Raw genomic sequence first — 17,807 nt, 5'->3', positions numbered from 1 at the left:
ACTAAAGCCGCAAGCTCTCCCGTTAGTGGTATCCTCTTTCGGTTTGTTTACACTGAATTGGCTTAAAAGCCCGAGTTCGTTCGAAAGCGCCTACGGCGCTCGCCACGTTTTACATCTTGTGCTGGATGCCCCAATGACATTGCTCTGGATTGCTTTACTTCCGCTTTTGGGAGTGTTGGTGCCTCTCATGGCGGGACGGCGCTCCCGCTTGACGTGTTCGCTCGCCACCATGGTCGCGCCGGCGATCGCCCTAGGCCTGACGCTCTGGCAGATCCCTTCGCTCAACGCCGGGGAGTCGCTTCGCTTTTTCGCCGACTGGCTGCCGGAGCTGGGCCTTGCGCTGGCGTTTCGTCTCGACGGGCTGTCGCTTTTATTCAACCTCTTAATTCTCGGCATCGGGCTTTTGATTCTGCTTTACGCCCACTTCTACCTCTCCGAAGAAGAGCCGGTGGGGCGCTTTTACAGCTTCCTGATGCTGTTCATGGCCTCCATGGTCGGCATATCGCTTTCCAACAACCTGCTGCTGCTATGGCTATTCTGGGAGCTGACGAGTCTGTCGTCGTTTCTGCTGATCGGTTTTTGGTCGCACCAGAACGATGCGCGCAAGGGTGCGCGCATGGCGCTGACCGTGACCGGCGCTGGCGGCCTTGCGCTACTGGCGGGGATTTTGTTGCTGGGCGATATCGTCGGCAGCTTCGATATGGACCAGGTGCTGGCAAGCGGCGCGCTGATCGTAGAGGATGCGCGCTATCCGGTCATGCTCACGCTGGTGCTATTGGGCGCGTTCACCAAGTCCGCGCAGTTTCCGTTTCAGTTCTGGCTGCCTAACGCCATGGCAGCCCCCACGCCGGTATCGGCGTATCTGCACTCGGCGACCATGGTCAAGGCGGGTATTTTTTTGATGGCGCGCCTGCACCCGGCGCTCTCCGATAGCGCGCTTTGGCAGCTCGTGGTGCCAATCGTTGGCATGATCACGCTGCTTTACGGCGCCTGGTTCGCGTTTTTAAAAACCGATCTCAAGGGCATTCTCGCGTTCTCTACGGTCAGTCATCTGGGGCTCATTACGGTGCTTTTAGGGATCGGCACGCCCATGGCGGTGCTGGCAGCGCTTTTCCATATTCTCAACCACGCCACCTTCAAGGCGGCGCTGTTCATGATTTCCGGCATCATCGACCACGAAGCGGGCACCCGCGAGCTCAAGATGCTCGGCCGGCTTAGAAAAACCATGCCGATCACCGCCCTTCTGCTGACTCTGGCCGCCGCGTCCATGGCCGGGGTGCCGCTTTTCAACGGCTTCCTTTCAAAAGAGATGTTTCTCACCGAAACGCTGGAATCACCGCTGCTGGGCGGGCTGAGCTGGTTGATGCCGGTACTGGCGACCATTGCCAGCATCCTGTCGGTGGGTTACTCCGTGCGTCTGGTCATCGCGGTGTGTATTAAAAAGCCCCGCCAGCCCTCGCCCAAGGCGCCCCATGAGCCGCCGCGGATGATGCGTTTGCCGGTCGAGATTCTGGTGGGCCTGTGCCTGCTGGTGGGTATTTTGCCCGCGTTCATGGCGACCGGCCTTTTATCGCTGGCAAGCCAGGCGGTACTGCAGGAGCCGCTCGATTTCCATCTTTCGATCTGGCACGGCTTCAAGTTGCCGCTACTAATGAGCGTGGTCGCCTTCGTCATCGGTGGCGCGCTTTACTGGCAGCACGCGCACCTGCGCAAATTCAAGGAGTCCTTCGCGCCGGTCGATGCCGCCCGCGTTTTTGAGCGCGCGCTGGTGAGTCTGGGGCAGCGCTGTGAGCAGCTGATTGCCGTCTGGGATGGTCAGTCGCTGCAGCGCTACATGGGCTGGCTGTTGCTTGCAACGTTCATCATGGGCGCCATCGGCCTTTCGCAAATCACCGAGCTGACAGGAGATCTTGGCAATCAGCCGGTGGATGGCATCGTGGTGCTGGGCGCGGTGATGCTGATTTTCGGCGGTTTGGCCACCGCGATCACCCACCGCTACCGCCTGATTTCGCTTCTGATGCTGTCGGTGGTGGGTCTTTTCGTGGCGCTGACCTTTGCGCGCTTCTCGGCGCCGGATTTGGCCCTGACCCAGCTCTCGGTCGAGGTCGTGACGATGATTCTTCTAATGCTGGCGCTGTTTTTTCTGCCGCAAAAGACCCCGCCGGAGTCGAGCGCCAAGCGTAATCTGCGCGACATCGTCCTGGCTGGCGGGCTCGGCGGCGTGGTGGCGAGTCTCAACTACGCGGTCATGACTCGCGAGTCGTTTTCAATTTCGCAGTTTTTCATGGACAACAGCGTGCCCGGCGGCGGCGGCCATAACGTGGTCAACGTCATTCTGGTCGACTTCCGCGGCTTCGATACGCTGGGCGAGATCACCGTACTGGCGCTGGCCGGGCTTGCCATCTTCAAGCTGTTGAACCGTCTGCGGCTATTCATCCCCCACAGCGATAGCGAAGGCCGGATCTGGTCGCCGGACCGCTACCCGGCGATTCTCACCTCGATCTCCTTGGCGCTTTTGCCACTAGCGCTGCTGGTGTCGGCGTTCATTTTCCTGCGTGGGCACAACGAGCCCGGCGGCGGCTTCATTGCCGGGCTGATCACTGCCGTGGCCCTGATTCTTCTCTACATGGCCCGCGGTGTGGAGTGGACCCAGCAGCGTCTCGACTTCCCCTTCCAGCCGGTCGCCGTCGTGGGGGTAGCGGTGGCGACGCTAACCGGGCTCGGCAGTTGGCTTTTCGGCCATCCGTTCCTGACCTCGGCGTTTGGTTATTTCAGCCTGCCGGTGGTGGGCAAGTTCGAACTGGCCACGGCGCTGCTGTTCGATCTCGGGGTATATTTGGCCGTGGTCGGCGCCACGCTAATGATTCTGGCGAACCTGGGCAAGGTCACCACCGCCCACCGTCCGGCGGTCAACGCGACCAAATCCGACGACGCCGGCACGAACAAGGAGAGTCTCTGACATGGAAACGCTTTACGCGGTGACCACCGGCGTGCTGAGCGCCTGTGGCCTCTATCTGACGCTTAGAGGGCGCACCTTTCCGGTAGTGGTGGGGCTGACGCTGCTCTCTTATGCGGTGAACCTGTTTCTGTTTTCGATGGGCGGGCTCACCACCGACGGCCCGGCGCTGGTGCACGGCGAAGGCGTCTACGCCGACCCGCTGCCCCAAGCGCTGGTACTGACTGCCATCGTCATCGGCTTTGCCATGACGGCGTTCGTGGTGATCCTCGCGATGCGTGCGCGAAGCGAGCTGGGCAATGACCAGGTCGACGGCAAGAAGGAAGACCGCGAATGATGCAACACCTGGTAGTTTTTCCCATCGTGGTGCCGCTGGTCGCCGGTATTTTGCTGCTCTACCGCCGCGAAGGCCTGATCCGCTTCAAGCGCGCGGTCAGCGTCGTGGCCACGCTCATGCTTTTGGCGGTGTCAATGGCGCTGGTCGGGCGCGCCTCGAGCGGCGAGATCCTCTATTACGCGCTAGGCGACTGGCAGCCACCATTTGGCATCGTGCTAGTACTGGATCGGCTCTCCGCGCTGATGCTGCTGCTCACCTCCGTGCTTGCCCTGGGCGCGGTGGTGTTCGCCTGCGCCGGCGACGACGAAAAGGGCAGCAACTTCCACGGGCTTTTCCAGTGGCAGCTTTTAGGCATCAACGGCGCCTTTTTGACCGGTGATCTATTCAACCTGTTCGTCTTCTTCGAGGTGCTGCTGCTCGCCTCCTACGCCCTGCTGCTTCACGGCGGCGGCAAGGCGCGCATTCAGTCCGGCGTCTACTACGTAGTGATGAACCTGGCCGGTTCGTCGCTGTTTCTGATCGCCGCCGGCATTCTTTACGGCGCGTTAGGCACGCTGAATTTAGCCGATATGGCGATTCGGGTGGCCGAGCTTCCCGCCGACCGCCAGGGGTTGGTCACCGCTGGCGGTTTGATTTTGCTGGTGGTGTTCGGGCTCAAATCCGCGATCCTGCCGCTCTACTTCTGGTTGCCCCGGGCCTACGCCGCCGCCCCCGCTCCGGTCGCGGCGCTGTTCGCGATCATGACCAAGGTGGGCATCTACGCCATCCTGCGCGTGTACCTGTTGATCTTTGGCGACGCCGCCGGCCCGCTGGCCGCCCTCGAACAGGCTTGGGTGTGGTGGCTGGGCTTGGCCACGCTTGTAGCCTCCGCCGTGGGCATTCTCTCCTCGCGCGATCTTCGCCTGCTCATTGCCTATCTGGTGCTTTTATCGGTGGGTACGCTGCTGGTGTGCGCCGGCATGCGAAGCGAGGTGTCCGCCTCGGCGCTGCTTTACTACTTGATTCACACCACTCTGATCACCGGCGGGCTCTTTTTGCTCGCCGAGATGATCGGCGTGCAGCGCGGCAAGGCGGGTACGCGGCTGGTCAAGGCGCGCCCGCTGGTGCAGGGCAAGGCGCTGTCACTTTTGTTCTTCATCGGCGCGATTGCCGTGGTCGGCGTGCCGCCGCTTTCCGGGGCGATCGGCAAAGCGCTGGTGCTGGCCGCCGCCGATGACGCCCAGCGGCTGTGGCTCTGGCCAACGCTGCTGTTTGCAAGCCTTGCCTCGCTGGTCGCACTTTCGCGGGCGGGCTCGACGCTTTTCTGGCGCAGCGCCCACGGTAGCCCGTCGGGTAGCCGGCTGCCGGCGCTGCAGTGGTTCGGCGTGATCTGGCTATTGAGCGCCGCCCCCCTACTGGTAGTGTTCGCCCATCCGGTCAGCGTCTATACCCAGGCCACCGCCGAGCAGCTCGCCAATCCCGAGCGCTTGACCGAAGCGCTTCTTTCACCTTCGCGAGGCCACCTATGATTACCCCGCGTAAATGGCTGCCTACACCGGTTCTGTCGCTCTTGCTGCTGTTCGTGTGGCTTTTGATGGCGCGTAGTTACGCCCCGGGCCAAATACTGCTTGGCGGTACACTGGCCATCCTCATACCGCTGGTGACCTACCGCTTCTGGGACGGCCACATGCAGATCAAAAAGCCGCGGCTGTTGGTGCGCTTCATTCTGCGCGTGCTGAAAGACATCGTGATCGCCAACTTCGAGGTGGCAAGGCTTTTGATCAATCCGTGGAAGCGGCTCAACCCTCACTTCATCGAGTACCCCTTGATGCTGGAAGAGCGCTTCACGATCACGGTGTTGGCCAGCACCATCAGCCTGACCCCGGGCACGGTGTCCGCCAACCTGCGCCTGGACGGCAAGTCACTGTTGATTCACGTGCTGGACATAGAAGATGAGCAGGCGCTGATCGAGCAGATCCGCGAGCGCTACGAGCGCCCTCTCAAGGAGATTTACGAATGCTGAGCGTGGCCTTGACTATCACCTCAACATTAGTGGTGATCGCCCTGATTTTGAATCTGTACCGTTTGGTGATAGGGCCGGACCTGCCGGATCGCGTGCTGGCGCTGGACACCATGTACGTCAACTCCATTGCGCTGATCGTGCTGCTCGGGCTTTGGCTCGGCGGCAAGACCTACTTCGAGTCGGCGCTATTGATCGCCATGCTCGGCTTCATCAGCACCGTCGCGGTGTGTAAATACATTCTGCGGGGGGATATCATCGAATGAGGTTTCTTCCGACGTTACAAGGAGCGCTGATATGGCCTTTATAGCCGAAGCGCTGGTGTCGCTCATGCTGGTGACCGGCGGCGTGTTCGTGTTCATCGGATCACTGGGCATGGCGCACCTGCGAGACTTCTACATGCGCCTGCACGGCCCCACTAAAGCCTCGACGCTGGGCATCGGCTGTATGCTGGTCGCCTCGATGGGCTACTTCTGGGGCGTGGATGGCCATATCGACATTCAGGAGATGCTGATTACGCTGTTTTTGTTCATCACCGCGCCGGTCAGCGCCCACCTGCTGGCCAAGACCGGCCTGCACCTGCGCTTGAAGCACGCCAAAAAAACTGGCGGCGTGCCATTCGAGCTGCGCGACGAGGAAGTGGGCAAAAAGCCGGTCCCGCATCCGGATAAAGGCCACGGCTAGAAAAGCCTTCCCCCTTTCGCGAAAACGAAAAAGCGGCGCTCGAGGCGCCGCTTTTTTCATGAGCCGTTCAGCGTTGGTTAGCGCATCAGCGCGTCTTCCGCGTGGCCCAGAAGGTATAAAAGCCCGTCAAGCCCTACCGTCGATACCGCTTGGCGCGCCTCGGCGCGCACCAGGGGCTTGGCGTGATAGGCCACGCCCATGCCGGCCTTGGCGAGCATCTTCAGGTCGTTGGCACCGTCGCCCACCGCCACGGTTTGGGCAAGCGACAACTCTTCGCGGTTGGCGATCTCTTCCAGCAGCACCGCCTTTCGCTCGGCATCGACGATCGGCTCGCTCGTCTCGCCAGTGACCAGCCCCTCACGTATTGCAAGTTCGTTGGCGTGAATCTCGTCAAAGCCCAGACGTGTTTGAAGATGACGGGCGAAGTACGTAAAGCCGCCGGAGAGAATCGCGGTACGATAGCCCAGGCGCTTAAGGTTCTTCATCAGCCGCTCGACGCCGTCCATGAGCGGAAGTTCCAAAGCGATGCTTTCGAGCACGGTCTCGGACAGACCCTCGAGCTTGGCCATGCGCTCGCGAAAGCTCGCCTTGAAGTCGAGCTCGCCGCGCATGGCGCGCTCGGTCACCTCGGCGACCAGCTCGCCCACGCCGTGGCGCTTGGCCAGCTCGTCGATCACCTCGGCCTTGATCAGCGTCGAGTCCATGTCGAAACAGACGAGCTTGAACGAGCGCTCGCCGGCCTCAAACAACACAATATCCACCGGGTGCGCTTCGCTGACCGCGAGTGCGGCGTGTCTGAGCGCCTGCCACTGCGGGTCATCCTGCGCCACGGGAGCCTCTACCACGTATTCGAGAGCGTCCAGCGCGGCTCCATCCTTCTGACTCGCCAGGCGGGTGACGCTTTGCTCCGTGAGCTCAAAGCGCGCCATCAGCGCGGCCACTTCCGATTCGATGGCCGGTGTCAGTACCGGCGCCAGTACGGTCAGGCGTTTTTCGCTACGTGCCATGTGGCTACTCCCCTGCCTCTAGCCGATCCACTTTTTGAAAACCGCGGGGGAGCTTGCTGCCCCGGCGCCCGCGTTCGCCGCGATAGTATGCCAGATCGGCGCTCTTCAAGGTGAGCTTGCGCTTGCCGGCGTGGATGATGAGCTCGGCGGTTTCCGCCAGCACCACCACGTCGCGAACGAACTCTTCGCGCCGCGCGGCGCGGGCGCCGGGAATATCGAGCAGCTTATTGCCCTTGCCCTTGCTCATCTGTGGTAGCTGCTCCAACGGGAACAGCAGCAGCCGCCCTTCGTTGGAGACCAGCCCCACCCACAGTGCCTCGCCTTCCGGCACCGCCACTGGGGGCATGACGGCGCAGCCCTTGGGCAGGCTGAGCACCGCCTTGCCGGCCTTGTTCTTGCCGGTGAGATCATTAAGCGTTGCCACGAAGCCGTAGCCGCCGTCACTTGCCAGCACGTAGCGCTGGGTCGGCGGGGCGAGCATCATGCCGGCCATCTGCGCGCCGGCGGCGACGTTGGCGCGCCCGGTGATCGGCTCGCCCTGGCCACGAGCGCTGGGTAGATTGTGGGCGGAGAGCGTGTAGGCGCGCCCGGTATCATCGAGTAGCACCAGCGGCTGGTTGGTCTTGCCTCGGCTGGCCAGTTGGTAGCGGTCGCCGGCTTTGAACGAGAGCCCGGCGGGGTCGATATCGTGGCCCTTTGCGGCGCGAATCCAGCCCTTCTCGGACACCACTACGGTGATCGGGTCAGCGCCCAAAAGCTCTACTTCAGAAAGCGCTTTCGCCTCGGCGCGCTCGACCAGCGGCGAGCGACGGGCATCGCCGTGCTCCTTGCCAGCGGCGCGAATTTCCTTTTCGATCAGCGTGGTCATTTTGGCGTCGCTGCCCAGCACGCCGGTGAGCGTCTTACGCTCTTTTTCGAGCGCGTCCTGCTCGCCACGAATCTTCATCTCCTCGAGCTTGGCCAGATGGCGCAAGCGAAGCTCGAGAATCGCCTCGGCCTGGCGCTCAGTCAGCGCGAACGCTTCGATCAGCGCGGCCTTGGGCTCGTCCTCCTCGCGGATGATGCGAATCACTTCGTCCAGGTTCAGGTACGCGGTCAAAAGCCCTTCGAGAATATGCAGGCGCTCTTCCACCTTACCCAAGCGGTGCTCGAGCCGCCGTCTCACGGTGGCGCGGCGAAAGGTCAACCACTCCCCAAGCATGTCCGGTAGCGGCATCACCCGCGGGCGGCCGTCGAGACCAATCACGTTCATGTTCACCCGAACATTTTTTTCGAGGTCCGTGGTGGCGAACAGGTGCGCCATCAAGGATTCGACATCTACCCGGCTCGAGCGCGGCTCGATCACCAAGCGTGTGGGCTCCTCGTGGGTCGACTCGTCGCGCAGATCCGCCACCATGGGCAGCTTTTTGGCCTGCATTTGGGCGGCGATCTGCTCGAGCACCTTGGCGCCGCTCACCTGGTACGGCACCGCAGTGATGACGATGTTCGCCTCTTCGCGAACGTAGCGCGCGCGAAGCTTCACCGACCCGCGGCCGGCCTCGTAGAGCTTACGCAGATCCGCCGCCGGGGTGATGATCTCAGCGTCGGTGGGAAAGTCCGGCGCGGGGATGAATTCCATCAGGTCCGCGGTGGTGGCTTTCGGATTGCGCAGCAGATGGCAGGTCGCCTCGACCACTTCACTAACGTTGTGCGGCGGAATGTCGGTGGCCATGCCCACGGCAATGCCGGTGCCGCCGTTGAGCAGTACATGAGGCAAGCGCGCCGGCAGCACCACCGGCTCCTGCATGGTGCCATCGAAGTTGGGCGCCCACTCGACGGTGCCCTGGCCAAGCTCCGAGAGCAGCACGTCGGCGAATTTGGAGAGCTTCGCCTCGGTGTAGCGCATCGCGGCAAAGGATTTAGGGTCGTCGGGGCTACCCCAGTTGCCCTGGCCGTCCACCAGCGGGTAGCGGTAGCTGAACGACTGCGCCATGAGCACCATGGCCTCGTAACAGGCGCTGTCGCCATGGGGATGGAACTTGCCGAGCACGTCGCCCACGGTGCGGGCAGACTTCTTGTACTTGGCGTTGGCGTTGAGAGAAAGCTCGCGCATGGCGTAGATGATACGCCGCTGCACGGGCTTCATGCCGTCGCCGATATTCGGCAACGCCCGGTCGAGAATCACGTACATCGAGTAGTCGAGGTACGCCTTTTCGGTGTAGTCGCGAAGGGAGAGGCGCTCGACGTCGCCTTCCGCTACCTGAATATCCATATGATTCATACCCTGGCTGACAACAAGGCCGCCCTGCTCAGGGCGGCAAATGAGCGTGGACGTCGCCGGGTAAACCGGCGCGTCATGTTAATTGATAATGTCGAGCAGCGCCGTCCGCGGCGTCATCGTCGTGACCGAACGCCTGAGTGGCGGTGCCGTGAAACTCGTCAAGCAGGGCTTTTAACCGCTGCGCCTGGCCTGAAAGCTCGTTGGTCGCGCCGGCTGCCTGATTGACGAGACCCGCGTTTTGCTGAGTCACGCTGTCCATCTGCGTTACTGCTCGATTGATTTCGTCGATCCCGCTGGTCTGCTCGCTCGATGCCTGGCTGATTTCGCTAATCCGCGATGACACTTCGTCGATGGCGATAATGATCTCATTCATCGCCGATTCCGCTTCGCGGGCGTAGCCACTGCCCGAGGCAATTTGCTCGGAGGTATTCTTGATCAACGAGTTAATGCTTTTCGCTGACGCGGCGCTGCGCGATGCCAGCTGGCGCACCTCGCTTGCGACCACGGCAAACCCTCGCCCGTGCTCGCCGGCGCGCGCGGCCTCGACCGAGGCATTCAGCGCTAAAATATTGGTCTGAAACGCGATGTTTTCGATCACCTCGACAATTGAGGCAATTTCGCCGGAGCTTTCGTTGATCGACTGCATCGAGTTCGCCAGCCGCGATACCTGTTCACCGCCGCGTTTGACCCGGGTGGCAGACTCTTTCACGCGCTCTTCGGCTTTGCCTGCGTTGTCTGCGTTGCGCTTCACGGTTTCCGCCATCTCTTCCATGGTGGACGAGGTTTCTTGCAACGATGCCGCCTGCTGCTCGGTGCGGCTGGAAAGCTCGACGTTGCCTGCGGCGATCTCAGTGGACTCGCTAGCAATGGCGTCGGCGACGGTGCGTACATCGCTAAACAGATGCTGAAGCTTCTCAGCGTAGCGGTTTACCGCGTGGCGAAGCTGACCTATTTCGTCTTCACGATGAATCGTCAGCGCGCGATTCGCCCCCTCTTGCCCCAACTGGTCGATCTGGCGGGTGGTACTGCGGATCTGAGCGATCAGCGCGCGCCCGCCCAGCCAGCCGGCGAACAGCAACAGCGCCAAAAGCGGCATGATAAACAGCAGCAAGTCACGCGTTAGCGTGCGCGAAAGCGCCGTCACGCGCTCGCTCGGCGTCACCAGGCCCAGCGTCCAACCGGTGTTGGGCATATCGAATAGATGAATATCGGCCGGCTCATCGACCATGCCCGCACGCTCGACGCTGATTTGCGTTTCGCCGCTATCGAGCGCGGTCGAAACCGGCGCCAACCACGGCATGCTGGAGGCGACGTCACGTAAATTTTGCATCTCAGGCGAGGTCTGCTGCATACCGGGCAGGTCGATGATGTTGCGCTCTTTATCCAGCACGAAAGCGTAGCCGCCGGTGGCGCCGCCTGTTTCTGACAAAAGCGCAGCGATACCGCCGAGCTCCATGTCGAGAGTCGCCACGCCGGCAAAGTCACCTTCCAGATAGTAAGGGATGCTACAGGTCACCATCGCAACGCCGCTGGCCGGGTCACGATACGCCTCGGACCATACGCAGCGGCCCGGGGCCGCGCCGCGTGCACTTTCATACCAGGGCTCACGCTGGTAGGGCGAAGCATTCGGCGCATTGTAGTCATTTAGAAAATCAAGCCCCCCGCTTGCATTGCGCGCCCAGAAAAAGCTGGCTCGCTCGATACCGGGTAAAAAGGCGTTGGGTTCGGGCCACACGCCGCCCCCGGCGATGGCCTCGTTGCCGTTATCGTCGATCACGTTGGGAAGCGCCGCTTGGTATAGGCTTTCGTCCCGCGGTAGCGACTCGGCAAGGGCGGCGAGGCTCGCCGTATTGCCCTCTACACGGGCAAGCTCTCCGGAAAGCGCGTTGACGATCGAGCCCCCGGTTTGATCGATCAGTGAATTACTCGCCTGCATGGCCAGCGGCTGCCCCCGCCACGCCATCACGCCATAAATCCCCGCGGCCATCAGGAGTGTGAGTACCACCGCGGCAAACGTTAGCTGCCTGGAAATCGTCTTAAGCAAAGCTGTTCCCCTTATTTCCCGCCAATATCGTTGGTATGCGCCCCCATACTTTCGTATGAGCACCCAGCCGTATTCTATATTGGCGGATGGCTCGCTTACCCAAGAGGATCAAGCATTAATACGTCCATTTTGAGCGATATCACACCTCGATCTCGGCAAGATTGCCGTAATCTTCCAGCCACTTCTTGCGATCGCTGGCGCGCTTTTTGGCCAGCAGCATGTCCATCATCTCCAGAGTCCCGTCGCCATCAGTCAGGGTGAGCTGCACCAGCCGTCTGGTCTCCACCGCCATGGTAGTTTCCCGAAGCTGCAGCGGGCTCATTTCGCCCAGGCCCTTGAAGCGTTGAACGTTCGGCGTACCGCGCTTTTTGGCGAGGCTTTTGAGAATGGCGGCCTTTTCGCTCTCGTCCAGGGCGTAGTGCACCTCCTTGCCCAGGTCGATACGGTAAAGCGGCGGCATCGCGACGAACACGTGGCCGGCGTCCACCAGCGATGGGAAGTGCTTGACGAACAGCGCGCATAAAAGCGTGGCGATATGCAGCCCGTCGGAGTCGGCGTCGGCGAGAATGCAGATCTTGTGGTAGCGCAGCTTCTCGAGATCGGCGCTGCCCGGGTCGGCGCCGATGGCCACGGCGATGTCGTGCACTTCCTGGGAGCCATAGATGTCGTGGGTCTCGACCTCCCAGGTGTTCAGGATCTTGCCGCGCAGCGGCAAAATCGCCTGGGTTTCGCGGTTGCGCGCCTGTTTGGCGCTGCCGCCGGCGGAGTCACCCTCGACCAAAAACAGCTCGCTGAGCGATGGGTCCTGACCGGAGCAGTCGGCGAGCTTGCCGGGCAGCGCCGGGCCTGACGTCACTTTCTTGCGCGCGACCTTCTTGGCCTTTTTCTGGCGGCTTTGGGCGGCGCTGATGACGAGCTCGGCAAGCTGCTCGGCCTGGTCGACGTGGTGATTGAGCCACAGCGAAAAGGCGTCCTTGACCACGTTGGAGACGAACGCGGAAATGGTCCGCGACGAGAGCCGCTCCTTGGTTTGGCCGGCGAACTGCGGGTCGAGCATTTTGACCGAGAGCACGAAGGAGGCGCGCTCCCACAGATCGTCGGCGGTGAGCTTGATGCCGCGCGGCAGCAGGCTTCGGTACTCGCAGAACTCGCGCAGCGCGTCCAAAAGCCCGGAGCGAAAGCCGTTGACGTGGGTGCCGCCCTGGGGCGTGGGAATCAGGTTGACGTAGCTTTCCAGCAGCGCCTCGCCGCCTTCCGGCAGCCACTGGATCGCCCAGTCGACGCCGTGCTCATCGTCGCTGAAGTGGCCCACAAAGGGCTCACCCGGCAGCACCTCATAGCCATCGGTGGCCTGGGCGAGATAATCACGCAGCCCGTCCGCGTAGGCCCACTCGGTCTTGGTGCCATCGGGCTCGACCAGCGTTACCGCAAGCCCGGGGCAAAGCACCGCCTTGGCGCGCAGCAGGTGTTTCAATCGGCCAAGCGCGAGTTTGGGGCTATCGAAGTAGCTTTCGTCGGGCCAGAAGCGCACCAGCGTACCGGTGGCGCGTTTGGCAGCCTTGCCGATCTCGTGAAGCTCCTCGGCCTTTTCGCCGTGCTCGAAGGCGATGGCGTGGCGGGCACCGTCGCGGGTGACTTCGACCTCCAGACGCCGCGATAGCGCGTTGACCACCGAAACCCCGACGCCGTGCAAACCGCCGGAGAAGCGGTAGCTCGACGCCGAGAATTTGCCGCCGGCGTGGAGCTTGGTGAGGATTAGCTCGACCCCGGAGACGCCGTGCTCCGGGTGGATGTCGATGGGCATGCCGCGGCCGTTATCCTTGACCTCGATGGCGCCATCGCTTGAAAGCACCACCTCGATGGCCGTGGCGTGGCCCGCCAGCGCTTCGTCGACGCTGTTGTCGATGACCTCCTGGGCCAGGTGGTTGGGCCGCGAGGTGTCGGTGTACATACCGGGGCGCTTACGTACCGGCTCGAGCCCGGAGAGAACCTCGATCGAACTCGCGCCGTACTGAGAGCCGTCAAACTGGGTCATGGTGCATCAATTCCTGGGAAACGGTACTTGGGCCGCGCAAGGGTGAACGGCGCGGTGAAAAAGGCACAGGATAGCGTAAATGCAAACTACTGTATATCCAGCCATGAATGACCGACGATGCCGCCGGCCACATGCGCGATCGAATGGGTCAGGGTTCGCTTTGCTCGGCGGCCCAGAAGGCGCGAATCAGCCCCTGGCTCGAGGCGTCCAGCCGGCTCACGTCGCCCTTGCCTTCCATCAGCGCGCGGGTCTCCTTGGCGATCTCCTTGCCAAGCTCCACCCCCCACTGATCGAACGGGTTGATATCCCAGATCACCGCCTGCACGAACACCTTGTGCTCATAGAGCGCGATCAGCGCGCCGAGGGTATGCGGGGTGAGCTCGTCCATCAGCACCGTGGTCGAAGGCTGGTTGCCGCGATAGCGCTTGTGCGCCGGCGGTGCGCCCTCTTCGTCGACGGCGTCGTCGCCGAGCATCAGCACCCGCGACTGGGCAAAGCAGTTGGCCAGCGACAGCCGGTGCTGCGCTTTCAAGTGGCGCCGGGTATCCGGGTCCTCGACGTCGTCGTAGCGCTTGAGCGGGGCGATGAAGTCGCACACCACCGGCTGGGTCCCCTGATGAAGCAGCTGATAAAACGCGTGCTGGGCGTTGGGCCCGAGCTGTCCCCAAAGCACCGGGCAGGTCGAGTAGTTCACGCGCTCGCCCCGCCCCGTGACCGACTTGCCGTTGGACTCCATCTCGAGCTGCTCGAGATACGCCGCAAAGTACTCGAGGCGCCCGTCGTAGGGCAGAATTGAATGGGCGCGAATGTCGAGAAAATTGACGTTCCAGATGCCGGCAAGGCCCAACAGCACCGGCAGGTTCTGTTCAAGCGGCGCCTCGCGAAAGTGGTTGTCCATCGCGTGCGCCCCTGACAGCAGCGCGCGAAAGTGCTGCATGCCGACGATCAGCGCAATGGGTAGACCAATGGTGCCCCAAAGCGAATAGCGCCCGCCCACCCACTCCCAAAACATCAGCTGATGATCCTTAGCGATCCCCCATTCGCACATTTTCTCCGGGCTCGCCGAGACGCCGATGAAGTGCTGACGAACGATGAGCTCCGCGCTCACCGGTTTGGCGCCGGCCATATCATCGTGCTCGGAAAGCCGCCCTAAAAGCCAGTCCTTCGCCGTGTTGGCGTTGGAGAGCGTATCGATGGTAGTGAACGATTTCGACGACAAAATGAACAGCGTGGTTTCCGGATTGAAGCGGGCCAGATAGTCGGCGAGCTGCGAGCCGTCCATGGTCGAGGCGAAGTGCACGTCCACCGGGTGGATGTCCGCGGGCCGGTAATCCGCCAGCGCATGGGTGACCATCAAGGGGCCAAGGTCCGAGCCGCCAACGCCCAAGTTCACCACGTGGCGAATCGGCTTGCCGGTCGCCCCGCGCCACTGGCCGGCGTGGAGGCGCTGGACCAGCCGCTCCATCTGATTCAGGCTTTCATGAACACAGGCCACGACGTCTTCTCCCTCGACGTCGAGGGTGGCCTCCACTGGCAGGCGCAGCGCAGTATGAAGCGCCGGGCGGTTTTCGCTAAGATTGACCCGTTTGCCGCTCAGCAGCGCCTCGATGGCACTGGGTACGCCCGCCTCATCGGCCAGCGCCAGCAGGTGCACCAGGGTGTCGTCGTCAAAGCGCTGCTTAGAGAGATCGAGCGTGAGCCCGTGCACCTCGTGGCTAAACGACTCGAAGCGGTTTGGGTCGCCGAACAAATCCTTCAGGTGCATCGTTTTCAGCGTTTGCGCGTGCTGCTGGAGCGTTTGCCAGGCGGGCAGCGTATCGGGTGTGTCGTGTTGTGCCAAAGCCGTTTCCCTCTTTTTGGCGGGTATCCGAAAGCCCAGGACTGTCGCGTCAAAGCGCGGGGGCGTAAACTACGTCCCCTTCCACTTTTGATCCTGGCTTGCCCATGAGTACCGCATCTTACCGTGACGCCATCTTTTCGACACCCCTTGACCGCGTGGCGCGTTTCTCTTTCGACGAACAGGTAGTGGCCTGTTTTCCCGACATGATTCGAAGGTCAGTACCGGGGTACGGCCAGATTCTGGGAATGCTTGGCCTGATCGCAAAGCGCCACCTGCGCCACGGCGCCCACGTGTATGATCTGGGCTGCTCGCTGGGCGCCTCGGGCCTGGCGCTCGCCGGCGCCCTGCCCGCCGATGCGTTTCGCTATACCGGCGTCGACGTGTCGCCAGCGATGGTGGAAAAAGCGCGCCAGACGTTCGAAGCCGAGTGCCCCGAACACGCCATGACGGTGCTCGAAGAGGATATTCGAACCCTCGAGTATACAGGCTCAGGCATGGTCATCCTGAACTTCACGCTGCAGTTCCTGCCGCCTCAGGATCGAGACGCGCTGCTGGCGCGCCTCTATGCGGCGCTCGAACCCGGCGGCGTGCTCATATTGTCCGAAAAAACCATCGACCCGGACGAGCGCGACAACGCCTGGCGGGTCGAGCGCTATCATGACTTCAAGCGCGCCAACGGCTACTCGGATCTGGAAATCAGCCAAAAGCGCACCGCGCTCGAGAACGTGCTGATTCCCGACAGCCTCGACGGCCTGCACGAGCGGCTTTCCAAGGCGGGCTTCCCCCGCGCGGTGACCTGGTTTCAGTACCTGAACTTCGCCTCCTTGATCGCGTTCAAGGAGGGCTAACGTGGCCACCCCGCTACCCGACGACCACCAGGCGCTCTACCGGGCATTTCTCGACCAGGCCGCCCAAAACGACGCTCTACTCCCTTGGCTTGCGCGCCTGCCCGAGCAGCTCGCCCAGGGCCTGGATAAAAAGCGCCATGGCGATCTTTCCGCCTGGGAAAAAGCGGTCAAAAAGCTGCCGCCCCTGCCCCAAGCGCGAACGGTCGATCTCAACGCCGATTCGCTCATCGTGGACGTGGCGCTCGACGAAAGCCAGCGCCGCCAGTGCTTTAACCTTTTAAAGAAGCTCGCCCCCTGGCGCAAGGGCCCGTTCACGCTGGGCGGCATCGACATCGACACCGAGTGGCGCTCGGACTGGAAATGGCAGCGCGTGGCGCCGCACCTGTCGGATCTTCAATATCGCAAGGTGCTGGATGTCGGCGGTGGCAGCGGCTATCACGCCTGGCGCATGGCCGGCGCGGGCGCGGCTTTCGTGCTGGTGATCGACCCGTCGCCGCGGTTTTACTGGCAGTTTCAGGCGGTGCGCCACTTCGTTGGCGACGCCGATGGCAACCGCACCCACTTCCTTCCGGTGGGCATCGAGGACGTGCCGGAAAACCTGGGGTTTTTCGATACCGTCTTTTCCATGGGGGTGCTGTACCACCGCGCCTCGCCCTTCGAGCATCTCAACCAGCTAAAAGCCGCGCTGGCTCCCGGCGGCGAGCTGGTGCTGGAAACCCTGGTGGTGGAAGGCGACGAGCAGACGGTGTTCGTTCCCGGCGAGCGCTACGCGGCGATGCCCAACGTCTACTTTCTGCCCTCTTCGAAAGCGTTATGCCACTGGCTCGAACGCTGCGGGTTCACCAACGTGCGTGTCGTCGATGAATCGCCGACGAGCCTCGATGAGCAGCGCTCCACCGAGTGGATGACCTATCAGTCGTTGGCGGATTTTCTCGACCCCGAGGACCAAACGCGCACCATCGAAGGCTACTCGGCCCCGCGTCGTGCGGTGATCATTGCCAATAAGTCAGGCTAACACTCAGCGGCGTAGAATCATTAGCCAACGGCCCAGATTCAGAATACTGGCAAGCGATGCCGCCACGTAGGTGAACGCGCAGGCGGTGAGCACGTGGCGGGCGCCGTTCATGTCAGAAGGCGGGACATACTCTTTCAAAAGCGGCAGGGCTCGGTTGAAGCTGGCGTCGAACTCCACCGGCAGCGTGACCAGGTGCACTACGGCGGCGGTGCCAAAGCTGATCACCGCAACGGCGATTACGGCCGCGAGCCCGCCGGGAAGGCGCGTGAGAAGAAACAGAAACGGCGCGGCCATCATCAACAGCGCGCCGAGTTTCTCGGCTTTTTGCGCCACGCCGACCATACGGCTTCGGGCAATCAGCGGCGCATAGCCCTCGGCATGTTGTAGGGCGTGGCCCACCTCGTGAGCGGCCACCGTTACGGCGGTAAGCGAGCGGCCGTTGAAGTGATCCGGCGAGAGCCGCACCACGCGGTCGATCGGATCGTAGTGATCGCCCTGTTCGCTCACTTCCACACCGACACCGTTCAAATCGAAGCGGCGCAAAAGATGGCTGGCAAGTTCGGCGCCGGTGCCGGGGTAGTCATTGCGCCCTTTGGTGTGGCGCTTTAATACCCATTGCGCCCAGAGGTTGGGCAGGAGAAAAATAGCCAGCGCCAGCGCGATCAACAGTACGATCATGGTCGGATTTCCAAGTCAGCCGCTGGGTGATTGACCGTTGTACCATGACCGCGCCTGGTGTGCACTGGCGGTGGTTAGTGTGCAAAGCTGCTGCGACTTTTACT

At 62.2% G+C, this 17,807-nt stretch carries 14 protein-coding genes; 8 read left to right on the top strand and 6 right to left on the bottom strand.

Annotated elements, in window-relative coordinates; genetic code table 11:
• Positions 1-133: 133 nt before the first annotated feature.
• From MQW23_RS08645 to MQW23_RS08620, 6 genes are read left to right on the top strand one after another with little or no spacing between them, the layout of a single operon-like run.
• Positions 134-2,959 carry a monovalent cation/H+ antiporter subunit A gene (locus tag MQW23_RS08645; protein WP_252107456.1) on the top strand — a complete coding sequence of 942 codons (2,826 nt, stop codon included), beginning with the start codon at positions 134-136 and terminating at the stop codon, positions 2,957-2,959.
• Between the two features lies 1 nt (position 2,960).
• Positions 2,961-3,293 carry a Na+/H+ antiporter subunit C gene (locus MQW23_RS08640; RefSeq protein WP_252107455.1) on the top strand — a complete coding sequence of 111 codons (333 nt, stop codon included), beginning with the start codon at positions 2,961-2,963 and terminating at the stop codon, positions 3,291-3,293.
• Complete coding sequence (locus MQW23_RS08635; RefSeq protein ID WP_252107454.1) at positions 3,290-4,801, top strand: monovalent cation/H+ antiporter subunit D; 1,512 nt, start codon at positions 3,290-3,292, stop codon at positions 4,799-4,801. Before MQW23_RS08640 ends, MQW23_RS08635 begins: the two co-directional genes overlap by 4 nt.
• Positions 4,798-5,295, top strand: a complete 498-nt coding sequence (locus tag MQW23_RS08630; RefSeq protein ID WP_252107453.1) for a Na+/H+ antiporter subunit E — start codon at positions 4,798-4,800, stop codon at positions 5,293-5,295. Before MQW23_RS08635 ends, MQW23_RS08630 begins: the two co-directional genes overlap by 4 nt.
• Positions 5,289-5,558 carry a K+/H+ antiporter subunit F gene (locus tag MQW23_RS08625; protein ID WP_252107452.1) on the top strand — a complete coding sequence of 90 codons (270 nt, stop codon included), beginning with the start codon at positions 5,289-5,291 and terminating at the stop codon, positions 5,556-5,558. The genes MQW23_RS08630 and MQW23_RS08625 overlap by 7 nt, the downstream gene beginning before the upstream one ends.
• Positions 5,559-5,589: 31 nt before the next feature.
• Positions 5,590-5,976 carry a Na+/H+ antiporter subunit G gene (locus MQW23_RS08620; RefSeq protein WP_252107451.1) on the top strand — a complete coding sequence of 129 codons (387 nt, stop codon included), beginning with the start codon at positions 5,590-5,592 and terminating at the stop codon, positions 5,974-5,976.
• Positions 5,977-6,053: 77 nt separating this feature from the next.
• On the opposite strand, the gene serB is transcribed toward MQW23_RS08620, so the two are convergent.
• The 5 genes from serB to pgi all read right to left on the bottom strand — a co-directional run bounded on the left by serB (position 6,054) and on the right by pgi (position 15,162).
• Positions 6,054-6,983 (bottom strand): phosphoserine phosphatase SerB, encoded by a 930-nt coding sequence (gene serB / locus MQW23_RS08615; protein ID WP_252107450.1) that lies wholly within the window; start codon positions 6,981-6,983, stop codon positions 6,054-6,056.
• Positions 6,984-6,987: 4 nt separating this feature from the next.
• Positions 6,988-9,234, bottom strand: a complete 2,247-nt coding sequence (parC, locus tag MQW23_RS08610) for a DNA topoisomerase IV subunit A (protein WP_252107449.1) — start codon at positions 9,232-9,234, stop codon at positions 6,988-6,990.
• Positions 9,235-9,316: 82 nt separating this feature from the next.
• Positions 9,317-11,287, bottom strand: a complete 1,971-nt coding sequence (locus tag MQW23_RS08605; protein WP_252107448.1) for a methyl-accepting chemotaxis protein — start codon at positions 11,285-11,287, stop codon at positions 9,317-9,319.
• Between the two features lie 139 nt (positions 11,288-11,426).
• Positions 11,427-13,322, bottom strand: a complete 1,896-nt coding sequence (gene parE, locus MQW23_RS08600) for a DNA topoisomerase IV subunit B (protein WP_252107447.1) — start codon at positions 13,320-13,322, stop codon at positions 11,427-11,429.
• Positions 13,323-13,470: 148 nt separating this feature from the next.
• Positions 13,471-15,162, bottom strand: a complete 1,692-nt coding sequence (gene pgi, locus MQW23_RS08595) for a glucose-6-phosphate isomerase (protein ID WP_252107446.1) — start codon at positions 15,160-15,162, stop codon at positions 13,471-13,473.
• A gap of 104 nt (positions 15,163-15,266) precedes the next feature.
• Here pgi and cmoA point away from each other — a divergent pair, with 104 nt between their 5' ends.
• Together cmoA and cmoB are read left to right on the top strand one after the other, a co-directional pair.
• Positions 15,267-16,010: a carboxy-S-adenosyl-L-methionine synthase CmoA gene (gene cmoA, locus MQW23_RS08590; protein ID WP_252107445.1), complete on the top strand. Its 744-nt coding sequence runs from the start codon at positions 15,267-15,269 to the stop codon at positions 16,008-16,010.
• Between the two features lies 1 nt (position 16,011).
• Positions 16,012-17,025, top strand: a complete 1,014-nt coding sequence (gene cmoB, locus MQW23_RS08585; RefSeq protein ID WP_252107444.1) for a tRNA 5-methoxyuridine(34)/uridine 5-oxyacetic acid(34) synthase CmoB — start codon at positions 16,012-16,014, stop codon at positions 17,023-17,025.
• Between the two features lie 3 nt (positions 17,026-17,028).
• On the opposite strand, the gene MQW23_RS08580 is transcribed toward cmoB, so the two are convergent.
• Positions 17,029-17,703, bottom strand: a complete 675-nt coding sequence (locus tag MQW23_RS08580; RefSeq protein WP_252107443.1) for a zinc metallopeptidase — start codon at positions 17,701-17,703, stop codon at positions 17,029-17,031.
• Positions 17,704-17,807 lie beyond the last annotated feature (104 nt).

Origin of the sequence: Halomonas sp. S3-1-1 (assembly GCF_023757625.1) — a bacterium.
Classification (GTDB): Bacteria; Pseudomonadota; Gammaproteobacteria; order Pseudomonadales; family Halomonadaceae; genus Vreelandella.
The sequence above is the reverse complement of the archived record's forward strand: the minus strand, read 5'-3'. Positions and strand labels throughout refer to the sequence as shown.